The 21,962-nt window shown below is 73.3% G+C and carries 17 protein-coding genes and 1 riboswitch; of the genes, 6 read left to right on the top strand and 11 right to left on the bottom strand.

Annotated features, from left to right (window positions below; translation table 11 throughout):
* Positions 1–42: 42 nt before the first annotated feature.
* The gene (locus tag ACIRQH_RS24065; RefSeq protein WP_358822774.1) at positions 43–714 is read right to left on the bottom strand and encodes an O-methyltransferase; all 672 of its coding nucleotides are present in this window, start codon (positions 712–714) and stop codon (positions 43–45) included.
* A gap of 213 nt (positions 715–927) precedes the next feature.
* Complete coding sequence (gene proP, locus ACIRQH_RS24060; protein ID WP_358815339.1) at positions 928–2,319, bottom strand: glycine betaine/L-proline transporter ProP; 1,392 nt, start codon at positions 2,317–2,319, stop codon at positions 928–930.
* A 402-nt stretch (positions 2,320–2,721) separates the two neighbouring features.
* On the opposite strand from proP, the gene ACIRQH_RS24055 reads away from it, so the two are divergent.
* Positions 2,722–4,770 (top strand): bifunctional glycosyltransferase 87/phosphatase PAP2 family protein, encoded by a 2,049-nt coding sequence (locus ACIRQH_RS24055; RefSeq protein WP_404226970.1) that lies wholly within the window; start codon positions 2,722–2,724, stop codon positions 4,768–4,770.
* A 124-nt stretch (positions 4,771–4,894) separates the two neighbouring features.
* Here the strand turns inward: ACIRQH_RS24055 and ACIRQH_RS24050 are convergent, their stop codons facing one another.
* On the bottom strand, positions 4,895–6,139 hold the full coding sequence (locus ACIRQH_RS24050) for a cytochrome P450 (RefSeq protein WP_404226969.1): 1,245 nt from the start codon (positions 6,137–6,139) through the stop codon (positions 4,895–4,897).
* A 329-nt stretch (positions 6,140–6,468) separates the two neighbouring features.
* On the opposite strand from ACIRQH_RS24050, the gene ACIRQH_RS24045 reads away from it, so the two are divergent.
* Entirely contained in the window at positions 6,469–7,638 is a 1,170-nt protein-coding gene (locus tag ACIRQH_RS24045) for a steroid 3-ketoacyl-CoA thiolase (RefSeq protein ID WP_388864835.1), read from the top strand.
* A gap of 104 nt (positions 7,639–7,742) precedes the next feature.
* Here the strand turns inward: ACIRQH_RS24045 and ACIRQH_RS24040 are convergent, their stop codons facing one another.
* From ACIRQH_RS24040 to ACIRQH_RS24015, 6 genes are all read right to left on the bottom strand, one after another.
* Entirely contained in the window at positions 7,743–8,162 is a 420-nt protein-coding gene (locus tag ACIRQH_RS24040) for a transglycosylase SLT domain-containing protein (protein ID WP_358815335.1), read from the bottom strand.
* Between the two features lie 371 nt (positions 8,163–8,533).
* Positions 8,534–9,385, bottom strand: coding sequence for an ECF transporter S component (locus tag ACIRQH_RS24035; RefSeq protein WP_358815334.1), 852 nt, complete (start codon positions 9,383–9,385; stop codon positions 8,534–8,536).
* Complete coding sequence (locus ACIRQH_RS24030) at positions 9,382–11,127, bottom strand: ABC transporter ATP-binding protein (protein WP_404226968.1); 1,746 nt, start codon at positions 11,125–11,127, stop codon at positions 9,382–9,384. The genes ACIRQH_RS24035 and ACIRQH_RS24030 overlap by 4 nt, the downstream gene beginning before the upstream one ends.
* The gene (locus ACIRQH_RS24025) at positions 11,124–12,374 is read right to left on the bottom strand and encodes an energy-coupling factor transporter transmembrane component T (protein ID WP_358815332.1); all 1,251 of its coding nucleotides are present in this window, start codon (positions 12,372–12,374) and stop codon (positions 11,124–11,126) included. Before ACIRQH_RS24025 ends, ACIRQH_RS24030 begins: the two co-directional genes overlap by 4 nt.
* A 9-nt stretch (positions 12,375–12,383) precedes the next feature.
* Entirely contained in the window at positions 12,384–13,040 is a 657-nt protein-coding gene (locus tag ACIRQH_RS24020) for an SCO2322 family protein (RefSeq protein ID WP_388864842.1), read from the bottom strand.
* Positions 13,037–14,272 (bottom strand): prenyltransferase/squalene oxidase repeat-containing protein, encoded by a 1,236-nt coding sequence (locus ACIRQH_RS24015; protein WP_404226967.1) that lies wholly within the window; start codon positions 14,270–14,272, stop codon positions 13,037–13,039. Before ACIRQH_RS24015 ends, ACIRQH_RS24020 begins: the two co-directional genes overlap by 4 nt.
* A gap of 134 nt (positions 14,273–14,406) precedes the next feature.
* Positions 14,407–14,470: riboswitch (cobalamin riboswitch) on the bottom strand.
* 99 nt (positions 14,471–14,569) lie between these two features.
* On the opposite strand from ACIRQH_RS24015, the gene ACIRQH_RS24010 reads away from it, so the two are divergent.
* Positions 14,570–15,238 carry a phosphotransferase gene (locus ACIRQH_RS24010; RefSeq protein WP_388864846.1) on the top strand — a complete coding sequence of 223 codons (669 nt, stop codon included), beginning with the start codon at positions 14,570–14,572 and terminating at the stop codon, positions 15,236–15,238.
* A gap of 183 nt (positions 15,239–15,421) precedes the next feature.
* Here the strand turns inward: ACIRQH_RS24010 and ACIRQH_RS24005 are convergent, their stop codons facing one another.
* Entirely contained in the window at positions 15,422–16,564 is a 1,143-nt protein-coding gene (locus tag ACIRQH_RS24005) for a serine hydrolase domain-containing protein (RefSeq protein ID WP_388864848.1), read from the bottom strand.
* Positions 16,565–16,862: 298 nt separating this feature from the next.
* Between ACIRQH_RS24005 and ACIRQH_RS24000 the strand changes: the two genes are divergently transcribed.
* On the top strand, positions 16,863–18,935 hold the full coding sequence (locus tag ACIRQH_RS24000; RefSeq protein ID WP_388929889.1) for an ATP-binding protein: 2,073 nt from the start codon (positions 16,863–16,865) through the stop codon (positions 18,933–18,935).
* A gap of 44 nt (positions 18,936–18,979) precedes the next feature.
* Here ACIRQH_RS24000 and ACIRQH_RS23995 read toward each other — a convergent pair whose 3' ends face one another.
* Positions 18,980–20,059: an MBL fold metallo-hydrolase gene (locus ACIRQH_RS23995; RefSeq protein WP_404226966.1), complete on the bottom strand. Its 1,080-nt coding sequence runs from the start codon at positions 20,057–20,059 to the stop codon at positions 18,980–18,982.
* A gap of 198 nt (positions 20,060–20,257) precedes the next feature.
* Here ACIRQH_RS23995 and ACIRQH_RS23990 point away from each other — a divergent pair, with 198 nt between their 5' ends.
* Both ACIRQH_RS23990 and ACIRQH_RS23985 read left to right on the top strand, forming a co-directional pair.
* Positions 20,258–21,715 carry an aldehyde dehydrogenase gene (locus tag ACIRQH_RS23990; protein WP_388864854.1) on the top strand — a complete coding sequence of 486 codons (1,458 nt, stop codon included), beginning with the start codon at positions 20,258–20,260 and terminating at the stop codon, positions 21,713–21,715.
* 2 nt (positions 21,716–21,717) lie between these two features.
* On the top strand, positions 21,718–21,951 hold the full coding sequence (locus tag ACIRQH_RS23985; RefSeq protein WP_358815324.1) for a ferredoxin: 234 nt from the start codon (positions 21,718–21,720) through the stop codon (positions 21,949–21,951).
* Positions 21,952–21,962: the final 11 nt, after the last annotated feature.

Below are 21,962 nucleotides of genomic sequence, written 5' to 3'. Positions count from 1 at the left end.
GGGTGCGGGGCCGGCGGGACCCGCAGGGGTTGCCCGGTCGGCTCAGGCGTGGACGCGGGCCAGCGCGAAGCCGTCGTAGCCCTTGCTGCCCACCGTCTGGACCGCCGTGCCGTCCAGCTTGGGATGCGAGGCGATGAGTTCGAGCGCGGCCCGGGTGCCCCGCACGCTCGGGTCGGTGCTCGTGGCGTCGGTGACCGCGCCGCCGCGGACGACGTTGTCGAGGACGATCACGCTGCCGGGCCGGGTGAGGCGGACCGCCCAGTCCAGGTAGTGCTCGTTGTTCACCTTGTCCGCGTCGATGAAGACGAAGTCGAAGGGCTCGGGGTTCTCGTCCGCCAGCTTCGGCAGGGACTCCAGGGCGGGGCCGACCCGCACCTCGGCGACCTCGGCCAGGCCGGCCCGGGCGAGGTTGCCGCGGGCCACCTCGGCGTGCCGGGGGTCGTACTCCAGGGTGACCAGCCTGCCGTCGGCGGGCAGGGCGCGGCCCAGCCAGATCGTGCTGTAGCCGCCGAGGGTGCCGATCTCCAGGATGCGGCGGGCGCCCTGGATCTCGGCGAGCAGCCGGAGCAGCTTGCCCTGGTTCGGGGCGACATTGATGGCGGGCAGTCCGGCCGCGTCGCTGTCGCGCAGCGCGGCGGCCAGCGTCTCGTCGGCGGGGGCCAGGAGGGTGGTGAAGTGATCGTCGACGTCGATCCAGACCTGCGACTCGCTCATGCACCGGGCCTTTCGTATGCCTAGTTAGATGCGCTAAGTATCTCGGGGGGAAACCTAGTCGCCCGCGCCGCAGCCTGCCAGCCGGATTCGGTCCCGGCGGGCCGGTGGCGGCCGACCGGGGCGGGCCGCGGCGCCCGGCACGGCGAAGGCCGCGGTCACGGGGCGTGGTGCCCCGCGACCGCGGCCTTCGAGGTCCGGCCGGTGGACGCGGCGTCAGTGGCGCGCGGGCGCGGGCTCCACCGCGGGCGCGGAACCCGGCAGCGGGCGGCCCGCCGACTCCGACATGAACCAGACGGCCACACCACCGATGACGGCCGCGGCCATCATGTAGTAGGCGGGCATCATCATGTTCCCGGTCGCTCCGATGAGGGCGGTGACCACCAGCGGGGTGGTGCCGCCGAAGAGCGAGACGGAGATGTTGAAGCCGATGGACAGCGAGCCGTAGCGGACCCGGGTCGGGAAGAGCGCCGGGAGCGCGGCCGGCATCGCGGCGGTGAAGCAGACCAGCAGCAGACCGAGGGCGCCCATGCCGAGGGCGATGGCGACCAGGCTGCCCTGGCGGATCAGCAGCAGTGCCGGCACGGACAGGGCGAGGAAGCCCACGCAGCCCGCGGCGATCACCGGGCGACGGCCGATCCGGTCGGTCAGCGCGCCGGCGAAGGGCTGCACGATCATCATCAGCGCCATCACGCCGAGGACCACGAGCAGACCGTGCGTCTCGTCGTACTTGAGCTCGCTGGTCAGGTAGCTCGGCATGTAGGACAGCAGCATGTAGTCGGTGACGTTGAAGACCAGGACCAGACCCACGCACAGCAGCAGGGCGCGCCACTGGCCGGTGATCATCTCGCGCAGCGGCACCTTGGGGCGGTCGGCCTCGGCCTTGTCCAGCTCCGCGGTGAACGCCGGGGTCTCCTCCAGGCGCATCCGCAGGTAGAGGCCGATGATGCCCATCGGGCCGGCGATCAGGAACGGGATGCGCCAGCCCCAGGAGAGCAGGTCCTCCGTGGAGAGCAGCGCGGTCATGAGGGTCACCAGTCCCGCGCCGCCGATGTATCCGGCGAGCGTGCCGAACTCCAGCCAGCTGCCGAAGAAGCCGCGCTTCTTGTCGGGCGCGTACTCGGCGATGAACGTCGAGGCGCCCGCGTACTCACCGCCGGTCGAGAAGCCCTGCACCAGACGGGCCGCGAGGAGCAGGATCGGGGCGCCGACGCCGATCGAGCCGTACGACGGGATCAGGCCGATCGCGAACGTGCCCGCCGCCATCATGATCATCGTGACGGCGAGGACCTTCTGGCGGCCGATGCGGTCGCCGAGCGGGCCGAAGACCATGCCGCCGAGCGGGCGGACCAGGAAGGCCGCGGCGAAGGCGCCGAAGGTCGACAGGAGCTGGGCGGTCGGGTTGCCGGAGGGGAAGAAGACCTTGCCCAGGGTCACCGCGATGTAGCTGTAGACACCGAAGTCGAACCATTCCATCGCGTTGCCGAGCGCTGCCGCCTTCACAGCGCGCTTGACCAGCGCGGGGTCGGTGACGGTGACCTCTGGGGATGCCGGGCGGGCGGGGGCCGGGACGGATGTCGCGGGGGCTACGGGGGTCGCGGTGGGCAAGGGCCTTCCTTCCGCAGGGGACGGGGACGCGGCCCGCCCGGAGGCGGAACCGAGGCCTGCCCGGGGGCAGGCCGAAAAGCGACCTTAGAGCCACTCGTCCGGATGACGTGGGGTGCGCGGCAGGTCACCGAGTGTGCCCAAAAGGGGTGTATGCAGGCAGGACGCGGCTCCTCGGGACGCCCGCGGGGCGCCCCGTCTGTGAGGTATGTCGCGGCCCCCGGACGGAACCGGCCTCTCGGACGACTATCGTCATTCGGACAAAAGGGAGTCGGACGTCGGGTGAGGTGGGGGTTGCCTGCGTCTCGCGACGGGGGCGGTGTGAGCCTCGTAGGGTCCTGATAAGGACTGACATGGCGGGATAGACGGGATAGCGGAGCAGCTGGGCGGGAGGGTCGACAGGGCGTGGCGAACGTGGAGCACGGCGGACGAGCGGGAAATGCCTTCGCGGCAGGAGCGCAGACGGCGAGAGCCCGGCTCCGCGCGCTGCGCGTCGGGCTCTGGGTGATCGCCGCCCTCCTCGCCGCACGGCAGGTCGCCGCCGTCCTCGGCACCCCCAAGGCGGACCGGCTGACGGACCTGGAGACCTGGGTCGGACCCGACGGCGTGCTGCATGTGAAGGGCTCGCTGTACGACTCGACACGGTTCACCGGCACCCCGTTCGGCGGACTCGTCCTCAAGCCCCTCACCCGGGCGGCCGAACAGGCCCTCGGCTGGGGCTGGACCTTCGGCACCCTCCTGCTGGTCGTCGCGCTCGGCCTTCTCGCCGCTCGCGCCCTGCCACAGCCCGTCAGCCGCCGTACGTCGCTGCTCGCCGCGCCCGTCGCCACCAGCCTGCTGATGCTGTCGCTGCCCGTGCGCAACGCCCTCTACCTCGGCCAGACCAGCATCATCCCGGTCCTGCTCGTCCTCCTCGGCTGCTTCGCCGTCCGCGGGGAGCGGGCCTGCGGGGTCCTGATCGGTCTCGCGGCCGCCCTCCAGCCCACCGTGCTGCTCTTCGCCCCGCTGCTCTGGTTCACCGGCCGCCGTCGGGCCGCCGCCTCCACCGGCGTCACCTTCGCCGCCCTCACGGCGCTCGCCTGGGCGGCGATGCCCCACGACTCGAACACCTACTGGGTGCACCATCTGGCGGGCGTCGGCCTCGGCCGGGCCGCCGACGACCTCGCCAACCAGTCCCTGCACGGCGCCCTGCTGCGCTTCGGCCTCTCCGGCCCCCTGGAGATCGGGCTCTTCCTCGCCCTCGGCGGGGCCGTCGCCGTCCTCGGACTGCGCCGTGCGGTGTTCTACGCCCGCGACGGCCAGCTCCTCCTCGCCGTCGCCATCACCGGCTGCGTCGCCGTCGCCGTCTCGCCCACCACCTGGCAGTACCAGCTGCTGTGGGTGCTGCTCGCGGTCGTCGGCCGGGTGGGCAGGAAGACCTCGGACCGCTACATGTGGCCCGTCGCCGTCGTCCTCGTCATGACCCTGCCCGGGAAGATGATGCTGCCGGACATGGCGGCGCTCCACCCGGTGCGCGACAACGTGGTGCTGATCGCCGCGCTGGCCGCCGCCACCCTCGTACCGTTCCTGTCCCGCACCTCCGCGTACTACCGGGCGCCGATCCCCACCGACTACGCCGAGCCCGTGCCCACCCGGTGGAAGCGGGTGCCGCTGCTGCCCTTCCCCGGCCGCGTCCTCGCCCGTCCGAACCTGTTGCTCGAACTGCTCCTGATCCGCGTCGGCTACTCCGCCTACCAGCAGGTCAGGCTCGCCGCGACCGGCGGCACCAACGCGGGGGGCCGGGCCACCGCCGAGCACCACGGCGACCAGATACTCGCCATCGAGCGGTTCCTGCGCGTCGACATCGAGCACTGGGTGAACCACGCGGTGTTCACGATCGGGTTCCTGCGCGACTTCTTCGACTTCTACTACGAGTCGTTCCACTTCTTCGTCCCGCTCGCCGTCCTCGGCGTGCTCTACGTCCGCCGCCCGGCCGACTACCGCTGGGCCCGCTCCGCCCTCGGCTTCGCCACCGTGCTCGCCCTCGTCGGCTTCTGGCTCTACCCGCTCGCCCCGCCACGTCTGATGCCGGGCCTCGGCGTCATCGACACGGTGCACGGGGTGCAGGACTTCTCCAAGCCGGACTACGGCACGCTGACCGCGCTCACCAACCAGTACGCGGCGATGCCCTCGCTGCACTTCGGCTGGTCCCTGTGGTGCGGCCTCGTCATCGCGATCCTGGCGCCGAAGTGGTGGATGAAGGCGCTGGGCCTGCTGCACCCGTTCTTCACGGTCTCCGCGATCGTCGCGACCGGCAACCACTGGGTTTTGGACGCCGTGGGCGGGGCCGCCGTGGTCGCCGCGGGCTTCGGGCTGACCTACCTCCTGCAGGGCCCGCGGCCCCGGACCCTGATGAAACCGGTCGAGGCCGCCGGCGAACAGCCGGTCCCGGCGACGGGCCGTACCCGGAGCTGATCCCGCGCGCCCTCCCCCCTGCCGCCGCGGGGAGGCAGGGGCAGGGCGTGGGGGGCGCCCCTGCCTCCCGCGGGACGGGCCGGCGGATGCCGGGAGGCCGCCGGCCCGAGCGATGCGACGCCCGCTACGCCTGCCGGACCCGGAGCTCCTTGACGCCGTTCAGCCAGGCGGAGCGGAGGCGGCGCGGGTCGCCGGAGAGCCGCAGGTCCGGCATCGCGTCGGCGATCGCGTTGAAGATCAGGTCGATCTCCAGGGTGGCCAGCGACTTGCCGAGGCAGAAGTGCGGGCCGCCGCCGCCGAATCCGAGATGCGGGTTCGGGTCGCGGGTGATGTCGAAGACCTCCGGGTTGTCGAACACCTCGGGGTCGTGGTTGGCGGAGGAGTAGAAGATGCCGACGCGGTCGCCCTTGGCGATCCGCTGCCCGCTCAGCTCGGTGTCCTCGGTGGCGGTGCGCTGGAAGGCGACGACGGGGGTCGCCCAGCGGACGATCTCCTCGGCGGTGGTCCTCGGGCGCTCCCGTTTGTAGAGGTCCCACTGGTCGGGGTGGGTGAGCAGGGCGTGCATTCCGTGTGTGATGGCGTTGCGGGTGGTCTCGTTGCCGGCGACCGCCAGCAGCAGGACGAAGAAGCCGAACTCGTCGGAGGCGAGGTTCCCCTCGTCCTCCGCCGCCACCAGCGTGCTGACGATGTCCTTCGCCGGGCACTGCTTGCGGTCGGCGGCCATGTTCATCGCGTACGAGATCAGTTCGGTGGCCGAGTCGGCGCCGATCTCCTCCGTGATCGCGTACTCCGGATCGTCGTACGCCACCATCTTGTTGGACCAGTCGAAGATCTTGACGCGGTCCTCCTGCGGGACACCGATCAGCTCGGCGATCGCCTGCAGCGGCAGTTCGCAGGCCACCTGGGTGACGAAGTCGAACGCGCCGTCGGGGCCGGCCTGCGCGAGCGCGTTCGCGACGATGGAGCCGGCCCGGGCGCGCAGCGTGTCCTCCAGCGAGCGGATGGCGCGCGGGGTGAAGCCGCGCTGCACGATCTGGCGGACCCGGGTGTGTTCCGGCGGGTCCATGTTGAGCATGATGAGCCGCTGGACCTCGATCTGCTCCCGCTGGATGTGCTCGTTGAAGCGGATGACGGCCGTGTTGAGGAACGAGGAGAAGAGTTCGGGGTGCGTCGAGACGTACTTGACGTCCGCGTGCCGGGTGACGGCCCAGTAGCCGTCGTCCCCGAAGCCCGCGACGCCGTGCTGCTGCGGGATCCAGCGGACCGGTTCGGCCCGGCGCAGCTCGGCGAACTCCGGGAGGGGCACGCGGTGGTGCAGTACGTCGGGGTCGGTGAAATCGAACCCGTCGGGCAGCGCTGGACAGGGCATCGGCAACTCCAGGTCTCGCGCCTACGGTGGTGACGGTCCGTTCCTTCGCGGGATTCTGACGGTCCATCAGGAACAGGGAATCGCCGTGAAGGTAGTAACGGGTTCTACAAGTGGCAAGAGGTGCGGGGCCCCCAATTCCGTGCGGGATTCGTGCAGATCACGACTTCGGGAGCTGCACGACCCTTGCGGCGCGGGGGGTCCGCTCAGCAAACTGCACGCAGAACTGGTACGCGTTCTAGTTCTGCGCGGTGGGTGGGCCGGGACGCCCCGCGCTGCGCGGTTCAGCTGGGCCTGGCCGCCGGGCAGGCCTGAGGAGAGGACGAGCCCCCATGGCCGCGGAACCCGTGATCGTCGAAGCCGTACGGACGCCCATCGGCAAGCGCGGTGGCGCGCTCGCCAATCTGCATCCCGCCTATCTCCTGGGCGAGACCTACCGTGAACTCCTCGGCCGCACCGGCATCCACGCCGACTGCGTCGAGCAGATCGTCGGCGGCACGGTGACGCACGCCGGCGAGCAGTCGATGAACCCCGCGCGTACGGCCTGGCTGACGATGGGGCTGCCCTACGAGACGGCCGCGACCACCGTCGACTGCCAGTGCGGCTCCTCGCAGCAGGCCTCGCACATGGTCGCCAACATGATCGCGGCGGGTGTCATCGACGTCGGCATCTCCTGCGGTGTGGAGGCGATGTCCCGGGTGCCGCTCGGGTCCGGCTCCAAGCACGGACCGGGCAAGCCGTTCCCCGACGAGTGGAACGTCGATCTGCCGAACCAGTTCGAGGCGGCCGAGCGGATCGCCCGGCACCGCGGGCTGACGCGCGAGAACGTCGACTCCCTCGGGCTCATCTCGCAGGAGCGGGCCGCGATCGCGTGGTCGGAGGAGCGGTTCAAGCGGGAGACGTTCGCCGTGCAGGTGCCCACCACCGAGGACGAGCAGGGGGCCGGGCAGGGCATGTGGCGGCTCGTCGACCGGGACGAGGGGCTGCGTGACACGTCGATGGAGGCGCTGGGGCGGCTGAAGCCGGTGATGCCGACCGCCGTGCACACGGCCGGCAACTCGTCGCAGATCTCGGACGGTGCGGCGGCGATCCTGTGGGCGTCCAAACGGATGGCGCGGGCGCTGAAGCTGCGGCCCCGGGCGCGGATCGTGGCGCAGGCGCTGGTGGGGTCCGATCCCCACTTCCACCTGGACGGGCCGATCGACGCGACGCGGGCCGTGCTGGGCAAGGCCGGGATGTCCCTGAAGGACATCGACCTCGTCGAGATCAACGAGGCGTTCGCGTCCGTGGTGCTGAGCTGGGCGCAGGTCTTCGAGCAGGACCTGTCGAGGGTGAACGTGAACGGGGGCGGGATCGCGCTGGGGCATCCCGTGGGCGCCACGGGGGCCCGGCTCATCGCCACGGCGCTGCACGAGCTGGAGCGTCAGGACAAGGAGTTCGCCCTGGTGACGATGTGTGCGGGTGGAGGGCTGGCGACGGGGACGATCCTCCAGCGGCTGTAGGCGCAGTCCGGGTCGAAGAGGGCGACGGAGGCCTTGGGCCCGGGGTACGCGGAAGGCGGCGGCCCCGGGGATCGGGGGTCGCCGCCTGCTTGGGTGGGTCCGGCTCAGTACCAGCCGTTGGCCTGCCAGAAGTTCCACGCGCCGGCCGGGCTGCCGTAGCGGGACTTCATGTAGTCGAGACCCCACTTGATCTGGGTCTTGGGGTTGGTCTTCCAGTCGGAGCCGGCAGACGCCATCTTCGAGCCGGGCAGGGCCTGGACCAGGCCGTACGCACCGGAGGAGGAGTTGGTCGCGCTGGGGTTCCAGCCGCTCTCGTGCTCGACGATCTTGCTGAAGGCGTTGTACTGACCGGCGTCCGGGATCATCTTGTGCGCGATCGTCTTCGCGGAGGAGGCGCTGGTCGGCGTGGCGGCCTGGGCGGGCGCCGCGGCCAGGACCATGCCGGCGGTGGCGGCGGCCACGGCGGCACCGGCGAGGGCCTTCTTCGGGGAGGAGACGGCACGGCGGATGACAGAGACGGACACGGAGAACCTTTTTCCTCGGGGACATGAGGCCGCTCGCATGCCGTCACCACGTGAAGCGGTGGGGCGTACGTCGGCGCCGCGACCCGGGTGGGCCATCGGCGCCTGGCGACTGCTCCAGAGAAACAGGCTCGGCGGCTGTCCGCAATGACCCTATTTACTAGTGGTGGTCGCATCCGCGATGAAAGTCCCCTGTGTGACCTGGCTCTCAAACCCCAGGTCGGAGGGTCTTTCGACGAGTGCATGACACGAGGTGGGTCTACGAGGCCGCTTCGTAGGTGACCTAAGTCCTGTGGGCCGCCTCACTCCGTGTGTGACGGAGGGTGCGCGGGTCCCCACGAGGTGTCGTCCGCAGGTGTGGTGTGGGTCGCAGCTCAGCGGGGGTCGAACGTGACGGGGCTCTCGAAGGCGGCCCGGCGGGTGGCCCGGCGCAGCGCCTTCAGGAGGGTCGCGCCGAGCGTCAGGGTCAGCACGACGGTGACGACCGCGCGGCCCAGGTCCCAGCCGAGGGACGTGGCAAGGCAGTAGGCGAGGAATCGTGCGAGGTTCGCGGGCAGGGCGGCGTGCGGGTCGAAGGCGACGTTCGAGGCCAGCGCGTCCATGAAGGGCCAGCCGGACAGGTTCATGACGGTGCCGTACGCGAAGGCGGCCAGGAATCCGTAGACGGCGAGCATCAGCAGCTCCCCGCGGCCGCGCAGCCGGTCGGGCCCCGGCAGCAGACCCGCCCCCATCGTGAACCACCCCATGGCCAGCATCTGGAACGGCATCCAGGGCCCCACCCCGCCCGTGAGCAGGGCGGAGGCGAACATCGTCACGGAGCCGAGCACGAACCCGAAGCCGGGCCCGAGCACCCGCCCGCTCAGCACCATCAGGAAGAACATCGGCTCGATGCCCGCGGTCCCCGCCCCGACCGGGCGCAGCGCGGCGCCGGTCGCGGCCAGCACGCCGAGCATGGCGACCGCCTTGGGGCCGAGCCCCGACTCGGAGATCGTCGCCGCGACGACCGCGACCAGCAGGACCAGCAGCCCCGCGAACAGCCACGGGGCGTCCTGGGCGTGCGCGCCGACCCGTGAACCGGGTCCGGCGAGGAGCGGCCAGCCGAACCCGGCGGCTCCGGTCGCGCTGACCAGGACCAGGGCGGCGACGGACCGGGGGCCGAGGCGGACGGCTCTGGCCTGCGGCTGCACGGGCCGGGAGGTGGTCCCGGCCGTTTCCGGGGCGCTCATGCGAGGGCCTTTCCGACCTGGGCGACGGTGAGCCACGGCTCGGGAGCGAGGATCTTGGCGACCTGTGGGGCGAAGGACGGCGACGCGACGACCACCTCGGCCGTCGGCCCGTCGGCGACGACCTCGCCGTCCGCGAGGATCACCACGCGATGGGCCAGGTCCGCCGCGAGTTCCACGTCGTGGGTGGCCAGCACGATGGCGTGCCCCTCGGCGGCCAGTCCGCGCAGCACGGCCACCAGCCGGGCCTTCGCCGCGTAGTCCAGGCCGCGGGTCGGCTCGTCGAGCAGCAGCAGCGGGGGCCGGGCCGTCAGCACCACGGACAGCGCCAGGGCAAGCCGCTGCCCCTCCGACAGATCACGGGGGTGCGTGTCGTCGCCGATGTCCGGCAGCAGCTCCGACACCAGCGCCCGGCAGGTCCCGGCCGCGGCCCCGGCGTCCTCGTCGGCCGCCGCGCACTCGGCGGCGACCGTGTCCGCGTAAAGCAGGTCCCTCGGCTCCTGCGGTACGAGTCCGACGCGGCGTACGAGATCACGGGGTGCCGTGCGGTGCGGTACCGCGCCGCCGACCCGGACGGACCCCGTCGCCGGTTCGACCAGCCCGACCAGCGCCCCGAGCAGCGTCGACTTCCCGGCACCGTTGCGGCCCATCAGCGCGATCGTCTCGCCGGGGCCCGCGGTGAGATCCACCCGGCGGAGCGCCTCCACGCGTCCGCGCCGGACGGCCAGCGAGCGGACGACGGCCACCTCGGCCGGGGCGGACGACACGGGAGCGGCGGTGGCGCCGGGGGTGCGCCTGCCGAGGAGGCGGGCGAGGAGCGGGCGGGAGGGAGCCGGCGGCGCGGCGGCCGCAGGGTGCCCCGCCGGGCCGTGCGGTGCCGTGATTCCCGTCGGCGCTCCCGCGTCGGGGGACTGCCGCGTCTCGCGGATTGCGGCGAGGCGCTCGCGCAGGGGTTCCGCCCGGCGGCGGGCGTCGCGGACGGTCAGGGGGAGCGGGGACCAGCCGGCCAGGCGGCCCAGCTCCACCACCGGCGGGCGGACCGGGGAGACGGCCATGATCTCCGCCGGCGTGCCCAGCGTCAGAGGCGCTCCGGGCGCGGGGAGGAGGGCGATCCGGTCGGCGTACTGGACGACGCGCTCCAGGCGGTGCTCGGCCATCAGGACCGTCGTGCCGAGGTCGTGGACGAGGCGCTGGAGGACGGCGAGGACCTCCTCGGCGGCGGCGGGGTCCAGGGCCGAGGTGGGCTCGTCGAGGACCAGCACCCGGGGGTGCGGGGTCAGCACCGAGCCGATCGCGACGCGCTGGCGCTGGCCGCCGGACAGGGTGGCGATCGGACGGTCCCGGAGGTCCGTGAGCGAGAGCAGGTCGAGGGTCTCCTCGACGCGGCGCCGCATCACCGCCGGTGCGAGGCCCAACGACTCCATGCCGTAGGCGAGTTCGTCCTCCACCGTGTCCGTCACGAAGTGGGACAGCGGGTCCTGGCCCACCGTGCCCACCACGTCGGCGAGTTCACGCGGCCGGTGTGTGCGGGTGTCCCGTCCCGCCACGGTGACCCGGCCGCGCAGCGTTCCGCCCGTGAAGTGCGGGACCAGTCCGCTCACCGCGCCGAGCACCGTCGACTTGCCGACCCCGGACGGGCCGACGAGCAGCACGAGTTCACCCTCCGGGACGTCGAGGTCCACCCCCCGGACGGCGGGTCCGGCCGCGCCGGCGTACGTCACGGAGACGTCCTCGAAGCGGATCATGAGGGCTCCTCGGGGGCCGGGGTTCGCTGGGGGGACGGGGCCACGAAGGCGGGAAGCAGGCCCAGCAGGACCGCCGCCGCGGGCCCGAGCGGCAGGGCGGGAGCGACCAGGGGGACGACACCGGGGCGCAGGGCGGCGGGGTCGCCCGACGCGGCCAGGATCATCAGGGCCGCCACGGCCACGCCCGATCCGGCGACCAGCCAGGCCCGCACACCCCACGGGTCGGGCCGGTAGCGGGTGCGCAGGGAGCGCCGGCCGCCCAGCCACAGGCCACCGAGCGCCGCGGCGAGTCCGGCCAGCAGCACCGGCAGCCCGTACGTGCCGCCCTCGGCGGTCAGCAGCCCGTAGGTGCCCGCGCAGACGCCGAGCAGCCCGCCCAGGGTGAGGGCGCCGGTGGTGCGGCGGACGGCGGGCGGGACTTGGGCCGTCCGCCCGTACCCGCGCGCGTCCATGGCGGCCGCCAGTGCGACCGAACGCTCCAACGCGCCCTCCAGGACCGGCAGTCCGACGTGCAGCAGACCGCGCAGTCCCCGGTCGGGACGTCCCCGGAGCCGGCGCGCGGCGCGCAGCCGCTGGGCGTCGGCGATCAGATGCGGTGCGAAGGTCAGCGCGACGACCACCGCGACACCCGCCTCGTACAGCGCCCCCGGAAGCGACTTGAGCAGCCGCGCCGGGTTCGCGAGGGCGTTCGCCGCGCCGACGCAGACGAGGAGGGTGGCCAGCTTCAGGCCGTCGTACAGCGCGAAGACCACGCCCTCGGCGGTGACCCGGCCGCCGATCCGGATGCCCTGCGCCCAGTGCGGCAGCGGGAGTTCGGGGAGGGTGACGATCACGTGCGTGCCCGGGATGGGGGAGCCGAGGACCACCGCGAAGGCCAGCCGGATGAGCAGGACCGCGGCGGCCAGTTTCACGAAGGCGGCGTAGGAGCGGGCCCAGGGCGCGTCGCTGCGGTGGGTGGCCACCACGTAGCCGGCGACTCCGATGAGGAGGGCGAGCAGCAGGGGGTTCGTGGTGCGGGAGGCCGCGGTGCCGAGGCCCAGGGCCCAGATCCACCAGGCTCCGGGATGCAGGGCGCCCGCGCGGGCCGACCACGGCGCCCGGGCAGGGGAACCCCGGTGCCCGGTCGGTCCGTCCTCGGTTTCCCTGCCCTGTTCCGGCAGGCCGGGGTCCCGCCGCCCCGCGGGACGGCGCAGACGGCTCCGGTCCGTGGCCGCGGCGGTGGGGTGTGCACGGTCGCCGGTGTTCATGGTCGGTGCTCAGCCCCTGCGACGGCGGGCCTGCCAGACGGCCGCCCCGCCGAGCGTCGCCACCGCGGCCACGCCCGCCCACAGGCCCACCGAAGGGCCGTGGCCGGCCGGTTCGGCGGCGCCCGGACGGGCGGACGCGGTGGGCTCGGACGCCGAGACCTGGTCGCCGCAGCCCGTGCGCGGATAGCCGGAGATCGCGCACAGCAGGGCGTTGGTGTCGTAGCGCAGCGGCTTGGCGACCGCGGCCAGCGCCTCCGCGGTGGACGCGTCGGGGGCGACACGGGCACAGGCGGTGCGCGGGGCGGGCGGTCGCTCGCCGGACGGCGCGTCCGCGGCCGTACCGGCGTCGATGACCAGCGCCACGCGCTTCTTGCCCCGCTCGGCGGCGGTGCCGGCACAGATCGTGGCGAACTCCCGCTCCCCGCGCGGCTGCACGGCGTGCCGGGAGTCCTCGCTCACGGCGTAGCGGAAGCCCTCGACGTCACCGTCGGACGGCCGCGCGGTCGACGGGCCCTGGGTCGCGTACGTCCACTTCCCGCCGGCCAGGTCCCAGAAGGACCAGTAGCGGTAGCCGACCGCCCGGGCCTGCCCCGCGCCGCCGAGGACGAGGAGCAGGAGGGCGAGTGCGAGCGCCAGGGCCGGCGCGGTCGTCCGGCGGACGGTCACAGCTGTCGGCTCTTGTTGCGGCCGCTGATCAGGAAGCCGATGCCGATACCGGCGACCAGGCCGATACCGACGATCCACCACACGCCGAGGCCGCCGCCGTCGTCCTTCTTCTCGTCGTCCTTCTTCTCGCTCGGCGTGGCCGAGGCGCCCGCCGTGCTCGGCGCCGGGCCCGTCGCGTTCAGCTTCGCGACCAGGTCCTGGCCGCCGAAGTCACGCGGGTCGGTGCCGGCGCTGTGCGCGGCGAAGATCAGCTGCGCGTACGCGGCGGGGCCGGACTTGGCGGCCCAGGCGGCGGAGTTCTTCTCCAGCCACGCGAGCGGCTTCTTCGTGTCCTTCGTCGCGCCGATGGCCGACAGGGCCACGACCGCGTCCGCGGTGTTGCCGTAGTCGGGCTGGTCGTCGGCACCGGGGAGCGCGGACTTCAGGTACGAGGTCTTCGCCAGCGCCCCGGCGAGGTAGTTGGCGCCGTTTCCGGCCGCGTCCGCCATGTTGGGGGTGTCGGCGACGACGCAACCCGTGAGGGCGAACGCGTTGCCGGTCTCCGCCACAAAGCCCTGGCCCATGCCGGCCGTCACGCCCGCCGCGGTCGCGTCCGCGTTCGCCGCCAGGTCGCCCTTCTTGTCGGGCTGGTAGGCGAAGGCACCGTCACCCTGCCCCTCGCACGGCAGCGACAGCTTCAGCAGCGCGTCGTAGGGGGACTTGCCGTCCTGGGAGACGCTCTGGGGCTTCTTGCCGACCGCCTTCAGCGCGCCGATCACCACGGACGTCGAGTTGGTGTCGCTGGGTCCGCCGGCCATGTAGCCCCAGCCGCCGTCCTTGTTCTGCGCGGACTTCAGCCAGGTCACGGCCCGGCCCGCGGCGTCGTCGTGCCCGCCGAGCGCGGCGAGTGCCTGGACGGCGGCGGCGGTGCTGTTGGTGTCGACCTGCGTCTTGGCGCCGCACGCGGCCGAGGCGTCCGCGCGGAACGCGGCGAACGCGCCGTTCGCGCACTCCTGCCCGGTCAGCCAGTCCACGGCCTTCTGCGCGGGCCGGACACCGACGGTGTCCTGGGCGAGCAGGGCGAGCGACTGCCGCCACACACCGTCGTACGTCGGGTCGGTGGAGCCGTAGAGGCCGGAGGGGATCGCCGTCGACGGCGAGGGGGAGGAGTCCGCCGCGAGGGCGGCCGGTGCGAGCACCGCTCCGATCACGGTGGTGGCGGCCAGTACCGCGGCGGTGCGGCGAACGAACATGACTCTCCCTGCGGGGAGCCGGGCAGCACCGGGCGCGAAAGGTATCCCGGGGCGGCTCCGGCTCCGTATCCCTCGACGGTGCCGGCCGTCGGCGGGCTGCCGAGGGCACGAGCCGGTCACATCCCGGGCGAGGCGATCCGGCTCACCGCCTGAGCGGCTCACGGTTGCGGGTCAGCGCCGGATTTGCACCGGCTTCTCCTCGTACGGGTGTGATGACGACGGGCTCACTCTACCGGCCGTACGAAAGGACCTTCGTGCCGCCTGTGCGCCCGCCCGGGGTGGGGCTAGGTTCGGGCCATGCGGACGGGGAGACTGCTCGGCTCGGGGCGTTCGGCGGACGTCTACGAGATCGACGAGGCGTGGGTGCTGCGCCGGGACCGTGACGGCTGGGGCGACGCGACCGCCGAGGCCGCCGTCATGCGGCACGTCCACGAGCACGGCTATCCGGTGCCGGGCGTGCGGGCCGCGACCCGCGCCGATCTGGTGATGGAGCGGTTGTCGGGGCCGACCATGCTGGAGGCGTTCGGGCAGGGGCTGCTCTCCGCGCCCGAGGCGGGTCTCGTCCTGGCCCGGCTGCTGCGCCGGCTGCACGCCGTGCCCGCCCGGGTCTCCGCCGATCCGGCCGTCCGTGTCCTGCACCTGGATCTGCACCCGGACAACGTGATGCTCACCCCGGACGGCCCGAAGGTCATCGACTGGGCCAACACGGAGGAGGGGCCGCCCGGCCTCGACTGGGCCATGTCCGCGGTGATCCTCGCCCAGGTCGCCGTGGGCGGCGGGCCGATCGGCGACGTGGCGGGCGAGACGCTGGACGCCCTGCTCGACGCGAACGAGGACCAGGTGCCGGACGACGCTCTGGCCGAGGCGCTGCGGCGCCGGGCGGCCAACCCGACGATGAGCGAGCGCGAGGTCCGTTTGCTCGGGGACGCGGACGCCCTGATCCGGACGGTGCTCGGCGGGCGGTGAGACCGGCGCCCGCCTCGCCGGGCCGTGACCCTCGTGCCGCGCAGCTCGCGACGGGTACGGCCGGTGGCGTCCGGCCCGCGCGCCGCCTGAGACCTGCCCCTGCCCGGCCGCTCCGCCCCTGCCCGGCCCCTGGGCTCCGTCCCGGACCCGGTCCCTCGAACGCCGCAGGGGCCGAGCGGTGACTCAACCGGCCGTCGCGCGCCAGAAGTCGCGCATCAGCGGCGTGGGCGTCGGGCCCGTCATGCCGGTCTGGGTGAGCAGCAGCGCGACCGTGCCGGTGGACGGGACGAGGTGGCCGGTCGTGCCGGTGCCGCCGGTCCAGCCGTAGCGGCCGGGGACGTTCCACGGGTCGGTCGGGGCGATGTCGACCTGGGCGCCGTAGCCCCAGCCCTGGCCGCCCAGGAACAGCGCGCCGATGTCGCGCTGGGCCCGGGTGAGGTGGTTGGTGGTCATCCGGCGTACGGAGTCGGCGGACAGCAGGGAGCGGCCGTCCACCGTGCCGTCGGCGAGCAGCATCCGGGCGAAGGCCAGCCAGTCGTCCGCCGTGGAGGCCAGCCCGCCGGCGCCGGAGGGGAAGGCCGGCATGGCGCTCCACTCCCCGTCGGGGCCGTCGGCCAGGGTGAGGCCGCCCTCCTCGTCGGGCCGGTAGTAGCTGGTGAAGCGGTCGCGCCGGGCCGCCGGCACCTCGAACGCCGTGTCCTTCATGCCGAGCGGCTCCAGGACGCGCTCCGCGAGGAACTCCGGGAACGGACGGTCCGCGACCCGGGAGATCAGCACGCCCTGCAGGTCGGAGCAGGTGTTGTACAACCAGGCCTCGCCCGGCTGGTGGAGCAGCGGAACCCGCGCGAGGTCCGCCAGCCACACGTCCGGTGACGGGAGGGCGTCCGGCCTGCGGCCGTCCGGCTGGACCGTGAACAGTGCCCGCACCTGCGGCAGCGTGAAGTCGGAGGGGAAGCCCCAGCCGGCCCGGGAGGAGAGCAGGTCGGCGACGGTGATCGGCCGCCGCGCCGGGACCACGTCGTCCACCGGGGAGGCGGGGGTCCGCACGACCGTCGGCTTCGCCAGCTCGGGCAGCCACGCGTCGACCGGGTCGTCCAGGCCGATCGTGCCGTCGTCGACCAGCATCATCACGGCGGCGGCGACCACCGGTTTGCCGATGGAGGCGATCCGGAAGATCGAGTCCCGGGCCATCGGGGCACTGCCCTCGACGTCCAGTGACCCGACGGCCTCGACGTCGACCCGGTCGCCGCGGGCCACCAGGGCCACCGCTCCCGGCATCGTGCCGTCGTCGACGTGTCCCTGGAGCAGGTCGCGCAGGCTGTTCATCGACTCGCACCTTCCGTACCGGGCCCTGGTTCCGTCCTCTGTCGGTACTGAGACTCCCGCGGCGCGGGGGAATCATCGGTCCGGCACACGGCCGGGGAGGCGGACGGACCGGCGGGACCGGTCACGGCCGGCCCGCGCCGCGCCTCGGGGCCGCCCGTTCCGGTGATGGCGTCCGTGCGGCGGGGAGTCGACCGCATCGCGCCCGAAGGTGCCCGGAACTGGCCTCGCTGTGCGGCCTTTATGTCCGAGTGCGGGGAGCGGGACACCAGGAGCGTGTCCTGTGGTCACACTGGTGCGTGTGTCCGACAAGACGACCGGTGGGCGGCCCGGCAACCTGACCCCGCAGACGCGGAGCTTCATCGGCCGTGCCAGGGAACTCGACCTGCTGGAGCAGGAGTTGGACCCGGGGATCGGGATCGACCGGCTGGTCAGCCTGGTCGGTGCGGGCGGGGTCGGCAAGACCGGGCTCGCTCTGCGGGCGGCGGGCCGGGCCGAGCACCACTATCCGGACGGTGTCTGGCTGGTGGAGCTGTCGCCGCTGCACACCGCCGGCCTGGTCGGCCTCGCGGTCGTGGAGGCGCTGGGTCTCTCCGACCGGTCCACGCGGCCCGTCCCCGAGGTCGTCGCCGAATGGGCCGCGGGGAAACGGGTGTTGCTGGTCCTCGACTCCTGCGAGCACGTCCTCGCGGACTGCGTGGCCTTCATCGAGACGCTGCTGCCCCTGCTGCCGGGCCTGCGTGTCCTCGTCACCAGCCGTGAACCGCTCGGCCTGCCCGGCGAACGCGTCCTGCGGCTGGATCCCCTGCCGGTCGCCGACGACGCGGTGGCGCTGTTCGCCGACCGCGCGGCCGACGCCGGCTTCCCCCTCGACGCCGCCGACCGCCCGACCGCGGAGGCCGTCTGCCGACGCCTCGACGGCATCCCGCTCGCCCTCGAACTCGCCGCCGTCCGGCTCGCGGACCTCACCCTGGACCAGCTGTGCGCTCTGCTCGGCGAGCGGCTGCCGTCCCGGCTCGACCTGCTCGCCGCCCGCGACGCCGACGGACCGCCCCGCCACCAGACCCTGCGCACGGCCATCGGCTGGAGCCACGAACTGTGCGCACCGCTGGAACGGCTCCTCTGGGCCCGGCTGTCGGTGTTCGCCGGCGGCTTCTGCCCGCGGGCCGCCGAGGACGTCTGTGCGGGAGGCCCGCTGCCCGCCGGGCGGATCTCCGGACTGCTCGCCCGGCTCGTCGAGCAGTCCATCGTGCGCCGCCACCGCGACGACCCCTCGCGCTACCGACTCCTCGACACCGTCCGGGAGTTCGGCGCCGACTGGCTGCGCGCGCTGGGCGAGGAGCACACCGTACGGCTGCGGCACCGGGACCACTACCGGCGGCTGGCCCGTGAGGGCTGCGCCGAGTGGAACACCGGTCGCCAGGCAGCCTGGTGCGAGCGCACCCTCACCGAGCACGCCAACCTCCGCGCGGCCGTTGACTGCGCCCTCACCGAGCCCGACGGACCGGCCGCCCTGCAGATGGCGGCCGACGTCGCCTTCCTGTGGCGGCACTGCGGCGCGCTGCGCGAGGCCCAGCACTGTCTCGACCTCGCGCTGGCGACCGACGCGCCCGCCGGCCCCGACCGCACCCGCGCCGCGTGGACGCGGGGAGCGGTCGCGCTGCTCCAGGGCGATCTGGAGGCCGCCGCCAACTGGGCGGTGCGCTGCGCCGACGCGGCGAACGCGCAGGGCGATCCGGTCGCGGTGGTGGCCGTCGTGTACATCAGGGGAGGCCAACTCGCCCTGAGCGGAAGGCTGTCCGAGGCGATCGAGGTGCTGGACGCGGCGCCCCGGCTGCCGGTACGGCGGGACGCGCTCGGGGCCGCCCAGCTCCAGGTCCGGGTGGCGCTCGCCTTCGCGCACCTGTTGCGCGGCGACGACGAGCGGGCGCGGGCGGTCGCCGAGGAGGTGCGCGCGGCGAGCCGGGCGTGCGGGGAGTCGTGGACGGGGGCCTTCGCCGACGGCATCGTGGCACAGGCCGACCTGAACCGCGGCGATGTCGCCGCCGCCGTCGCGAACGCCCGCACCGCCCTGGCCGGGCACGCCCTGCTGCACAACACCGTGGGCGCCGCCATGGCTCTGGACGTGCTCGCCGCCGGGGTCGTCGCGGCGGGCGACGGCCGGCGCGCGGCCCGACTCCTCGGCATCGGCGAACGCGTGTGGGAGCTGACCGGGCGCGCCCAGATGGACTCGCCGGACCTGATCGCCACCCGCCGCTCGCACGAGCTGCGTGTCCGCGGCGAGATCGGCGACCGGGCCTACGAGCAGGCGTACGCGCGGGGACGTGCCATGCCGTACGAGGAGGGCCTGGACTTCGCGGCGCACGGAGGGTGAGGACCGTGGGGCCGGGGACGCCGGCAGGGGCGGGCGCGGGGGCGCTACAGCGCCACGTACGTCACCGGATCGGTGCCGGCCACCGCTTCGGCCCGGCCCAGTTTCACCAGGCGCCGTACGTGCGCCTCGGCCTCCGAGACGGCGATGTTCCGTGACCCGTAGGGGATGTCGGCCCAGGGGCGGTTCCACTCCATGCGCTCGGCGATCTGCCAGGGGGTGAGCGGGGTGGCGAGGAGGGTGAGCAGGCCGGTGAGGCGCTCTTCGTGGTGGCTGAGCAGCTCGGCGACGCGGGCGGGCGCGTCGGTGAACACGTGCTGGTGGGCCGGGAGCACCTCGGCGGGGCCGAGCCGGCCGACGCGCTCCAGGGAGTCGAGGTAGTCGCCGAGCGGGTCGGCGATCTCCGCGAGGCCCTCGTCCCCGTCCGCGTACGGGGGGCGGCCGTGGGTGTCCGGGTCCTCGTACAGGCCGATGTGCGGGGTGATCCTCGGGAGCAGGTGGTCGCCGGAGAACAGACGTCCGTTGCCCGCCAGTCGGGCGGGGTGTTCCTCCTCCAGGTGGAGGCAGACGTGGCCCGGGGTGTGGCCGGGGGTCCAGACCGCGCGCAGCCGGCGGCCGGGCAGGGGGAGGAACTCGCCGGGGACGATCTCGCGGTCGGGCAGCGCGGGGGAGAAGCCCGGCAGGGCGCCGGGGCGGCGCAGGGAGGTGCCCGCCTCGCGCAGCGGGGCGATGTGGTCCTCCGGGGCGCCGGACGCCTCCAGCTTGGCGGCCATGTAGGCGAACCAGCGTTCCGGGCGGTTCTCCCGGGTGCGCCGGACGATCGCGGTGTCGGCCGCGTGCATCGCGATCCAGGCGCCGGACGCCTCGCGGACGCGCCCGGACAGGCCGTGGTGGTCGGGGTGGTGGTGGGTGATGACGACGCCGTGGATCTCCTCGACGGACGTGCCGCAGTCCGTCAGCCCTTCGGTGAGGGTGTCCCAGGAGGCGGGGTCGTCCCAGCCCGTGTCGACGAGCACCGGCCCCGCGTCGGAGTCGAGCAGGTAGACCAGCGTGTGACCGAGGGGGTTGTCGGGGATGGGGACGCGGATCGACCGTACGCCCCCGCCGTGATCGCTCACCTGCGCCATGCGCTGCCACCCATCGCCGACTTGCGGACACTATAACTAGAACGGGTTCCAATGGGAGCCCAAGTCGACTGTCTCGTACGTGGTGTTCACCGGTCGGGTCCGCGCCGTGGACTCATGTGACCGGAACTGGTATCAGTTCTCGTATCTGATGAAGCGTCAGAAGTGCTGGCAGTGAGCGTCCCTGGGAGGCAGTCGGCCATGACCGAGCTCGTGGAACACGGACAGCTGTTCATCGGCGGGGCGTTGACCGACCCCCTGGGCAAGGACGTCATCGAGGTGATCTCGCCGCACACCGAGGAGGTCATCGGGCGGGTGCCGCACGCTTCGACGGCGGACGTCGACCGGGCCGTCGCCGCGGCACGCGAGGCGTTCGACGAGGGGCCCTGGCCGCGCATGAGCCTCGACGAGCGGATCGCGGTCGTCACCCGCATCAAGGACGCGATCGCCGTACGGCACGAGGAGATCGCCCGCGTCATCTCCTCCGAGAACGGCTCCCCCTACTCGTGGAGCGTCCTCGCGCAGGCCCTCGGCGCGATGATGGTCTGGGACGCGGCGATCACGGTCGCCCGCGGCTACACGTACGAGGAGGCACGCGACGGGGTCCTCGGCAAGCTGCTCGTGCGGCGGGAACCGGTGGGAGTGGTGGCGGCCGTCGTGCCGTGGAACGTCCCGCAGTTCGTGGCGGCGGCGAAGCTCGCGCCCGCGCTGCTGACCGGCTGCACCGTCGTCCTCAAGCCGTCGCCCGAATCGCCCCTGGACGCCTACCTGCTCGGGGAGATCGCGCAGGAGGCCGGACTGCCGGAGGGGGTGCTCTCGATCCTCCCGGCGGACCGTGAGGTCAGCGAGTACCTGGTCGGACACCCCGGCATCGACAAGGTCTCCTTCACCGGCTCGGTCGCGGCAGGCCGACGCGTGATGGAGGTCGCCTCGCGTCATCTCACGCGCGTGACACTGGAGTTGGGCGGCAAGTCGGCGGCGGTGGTGCTGCCGGACGCGGACCTCGACACCGCGGTGCCGGGGATCGTCTCGGCGGCCTGGATGAACAACGGCCAGGCCTGCGTGGCCCAGACCCGCATCCTCGTCCCGCGCTCGCGCTACGACGAGTTCGCGGACGCCTTCGCCGGCGCGGCCAACGCCCTGGTCGTGGGCGACCCGCTCGACCCGGCCACCCAGGTCGGACCGCTCGTCGCCGAGCGCCAGCGGCGCCGCAACCTCGACTACATCCGCATCGGCCAGGAGGAGGGCGCCAAGATCCTGGCGGGCGGCGGGCGCCCGCAGGGCCTCGACCGCGGCTGGTACGTCGAGCCGACCCTCTTCGGCGACGTGGACAACTCGATGCGCATCGCCCGCGAGGAGATCTTCGGCCCCGTCATCTGCCTGCTCCCGTACGGCGACGAGACCGAGGCCGTGAAGATCGCGAACGACTCCGACTACGGGCTGAGCGGCAGCGTCTGGACCGCGGACGTCGCCCACGGCATCGACATCGCCCGCCAGGTCCGCACCGGCACCTACTCGGTCAACACCTTCAGCCTCGACATGCTCGGCCCGTTCGGCGGCTACAAGAACTCGGGCCTGGGCCGGGAGTTCGGACCCGAGGGGTTCGGCGAGTTCCTGGAGCACAAGATGATCCACCTGCCGGCCGGCTGGGAGGCGTGAGGATGGGCGACCGCTGGCAGGTCGAGGTCGACCGCTCCGTCTGCATCGGCTCCGCCCAGTGCGTCCACCACGCCCCGGACGCCTTCCACCTCGACACCGCCCGCCAGTCCCACCCCACCACCCCGGAGACCGACGCCACCGAACAGATCCTGGAGGCGGCCGAGGGCTGCCCGGTCGAAGCGATCATGATCACCCTGCTGGGCAGCGGGGAGCCGGTGTTCCCGCCCGAGGAGTAGCGGGCGGGAGA

The organism is Streptomyces sp. NPDC102279 (genome assembly GCF_044766365.1).
GTDB lineage: Bacteria > Actinomycetota > Actinomycetes > Streptomycetales > Streptomycetaceae > Streptomyces.
This window is presented reverse-complemented; position numbering and strand designations above follow the sequence as displayed.

Bases quoted from the DNA above. Each gene is read 5' to 3' on its own strand.
- ACIRQH_RS24050 (WP_404226969.1), bottom strand. From the start codon at position 6,139: ATGCCCTGTCCAGCGCTGCCCGACGGGTTCGATTTCACCGACCCCGAC.
- ACIRQH_RS24005 (WP_388864848.1), bottom strand. From the start codon at position 16,564: ATGAACAGCCTGCGCGACCTGCTCCAGGGACACGTCGACGACGGCACG.
- ACIRQH_RS24025 (WP_358815332.1), bottom strand. From the start codon at position 12,374: ATGAACACCGGCGACCGTGCACACCCCACCGCCGCGGCCACGGACCGG.
- ACIRQH_RS24065 (WP_358822774.1), bottom strand. From the start codon at position 714: ATGAGCGAGTCGCAGGTCTGGATCGACGTCGACGATCACTTCACCACC.
- ACIRQH_RS24030 (WP_404226968.1), bottom strand. From the start codon at position 11,127: ATGATCCGCTTCGAGGACGTCTCCGTGACGTACGCCGGCGCGGCCGGA.
- ACIRQH_RS23995 (WP_404226966.1), bottom strand. From the start codon at position 20,059: ATGGCGCAGGTGAGCGATCACGGCGGGGGCGTACGGTCGATCCGCGTC.
- ACIRQH_RS24045 (WP_388864835.1), top strand. From the start codon at position 6,469: ATGGCCGCGGAACCCGTGATCGTCGAAGCCGTACGGACGCCCATCGGC.
- ACIRQH_RS23990 (WP_388864854.1), top strand. From the start codon at position 20,258: ATGACCGAGCTCGTGGAACACGGACAGCTGTTCATCGGCGGGGCGTTG.
- ACIRQH_RS24010 (WP_388864846.1), top strand. From the start codon at position 14,570: ATGCGGACGGGGAGACTGCTCGGCTCGGGGCGTTCGGCGGACGTCTAC.
- ACIRQH_RS24015 (WP_404226967.1), bottom strand. From the start codon at position 14,272: ATGTTCGTTCGCCGCACCGCCGCGGTACTGGCCGCCACCACCGTGATC.
- ACIRQH_RS24035 (WP_358815334.1), bottom strand. From the start codon at position 9,385: ATGAGCGCCCCGGAAACGGCCGGGACCACCTCCCGGCCCGTGCAGCCG.
- ACIRQH_RS23985 (WP_358815324.1), top strand. From the start codon at position 21,718: ATGGGCGACCGCTGGCAGGTCGAGGTCGACCGCTCCGTCTGCATCGGC.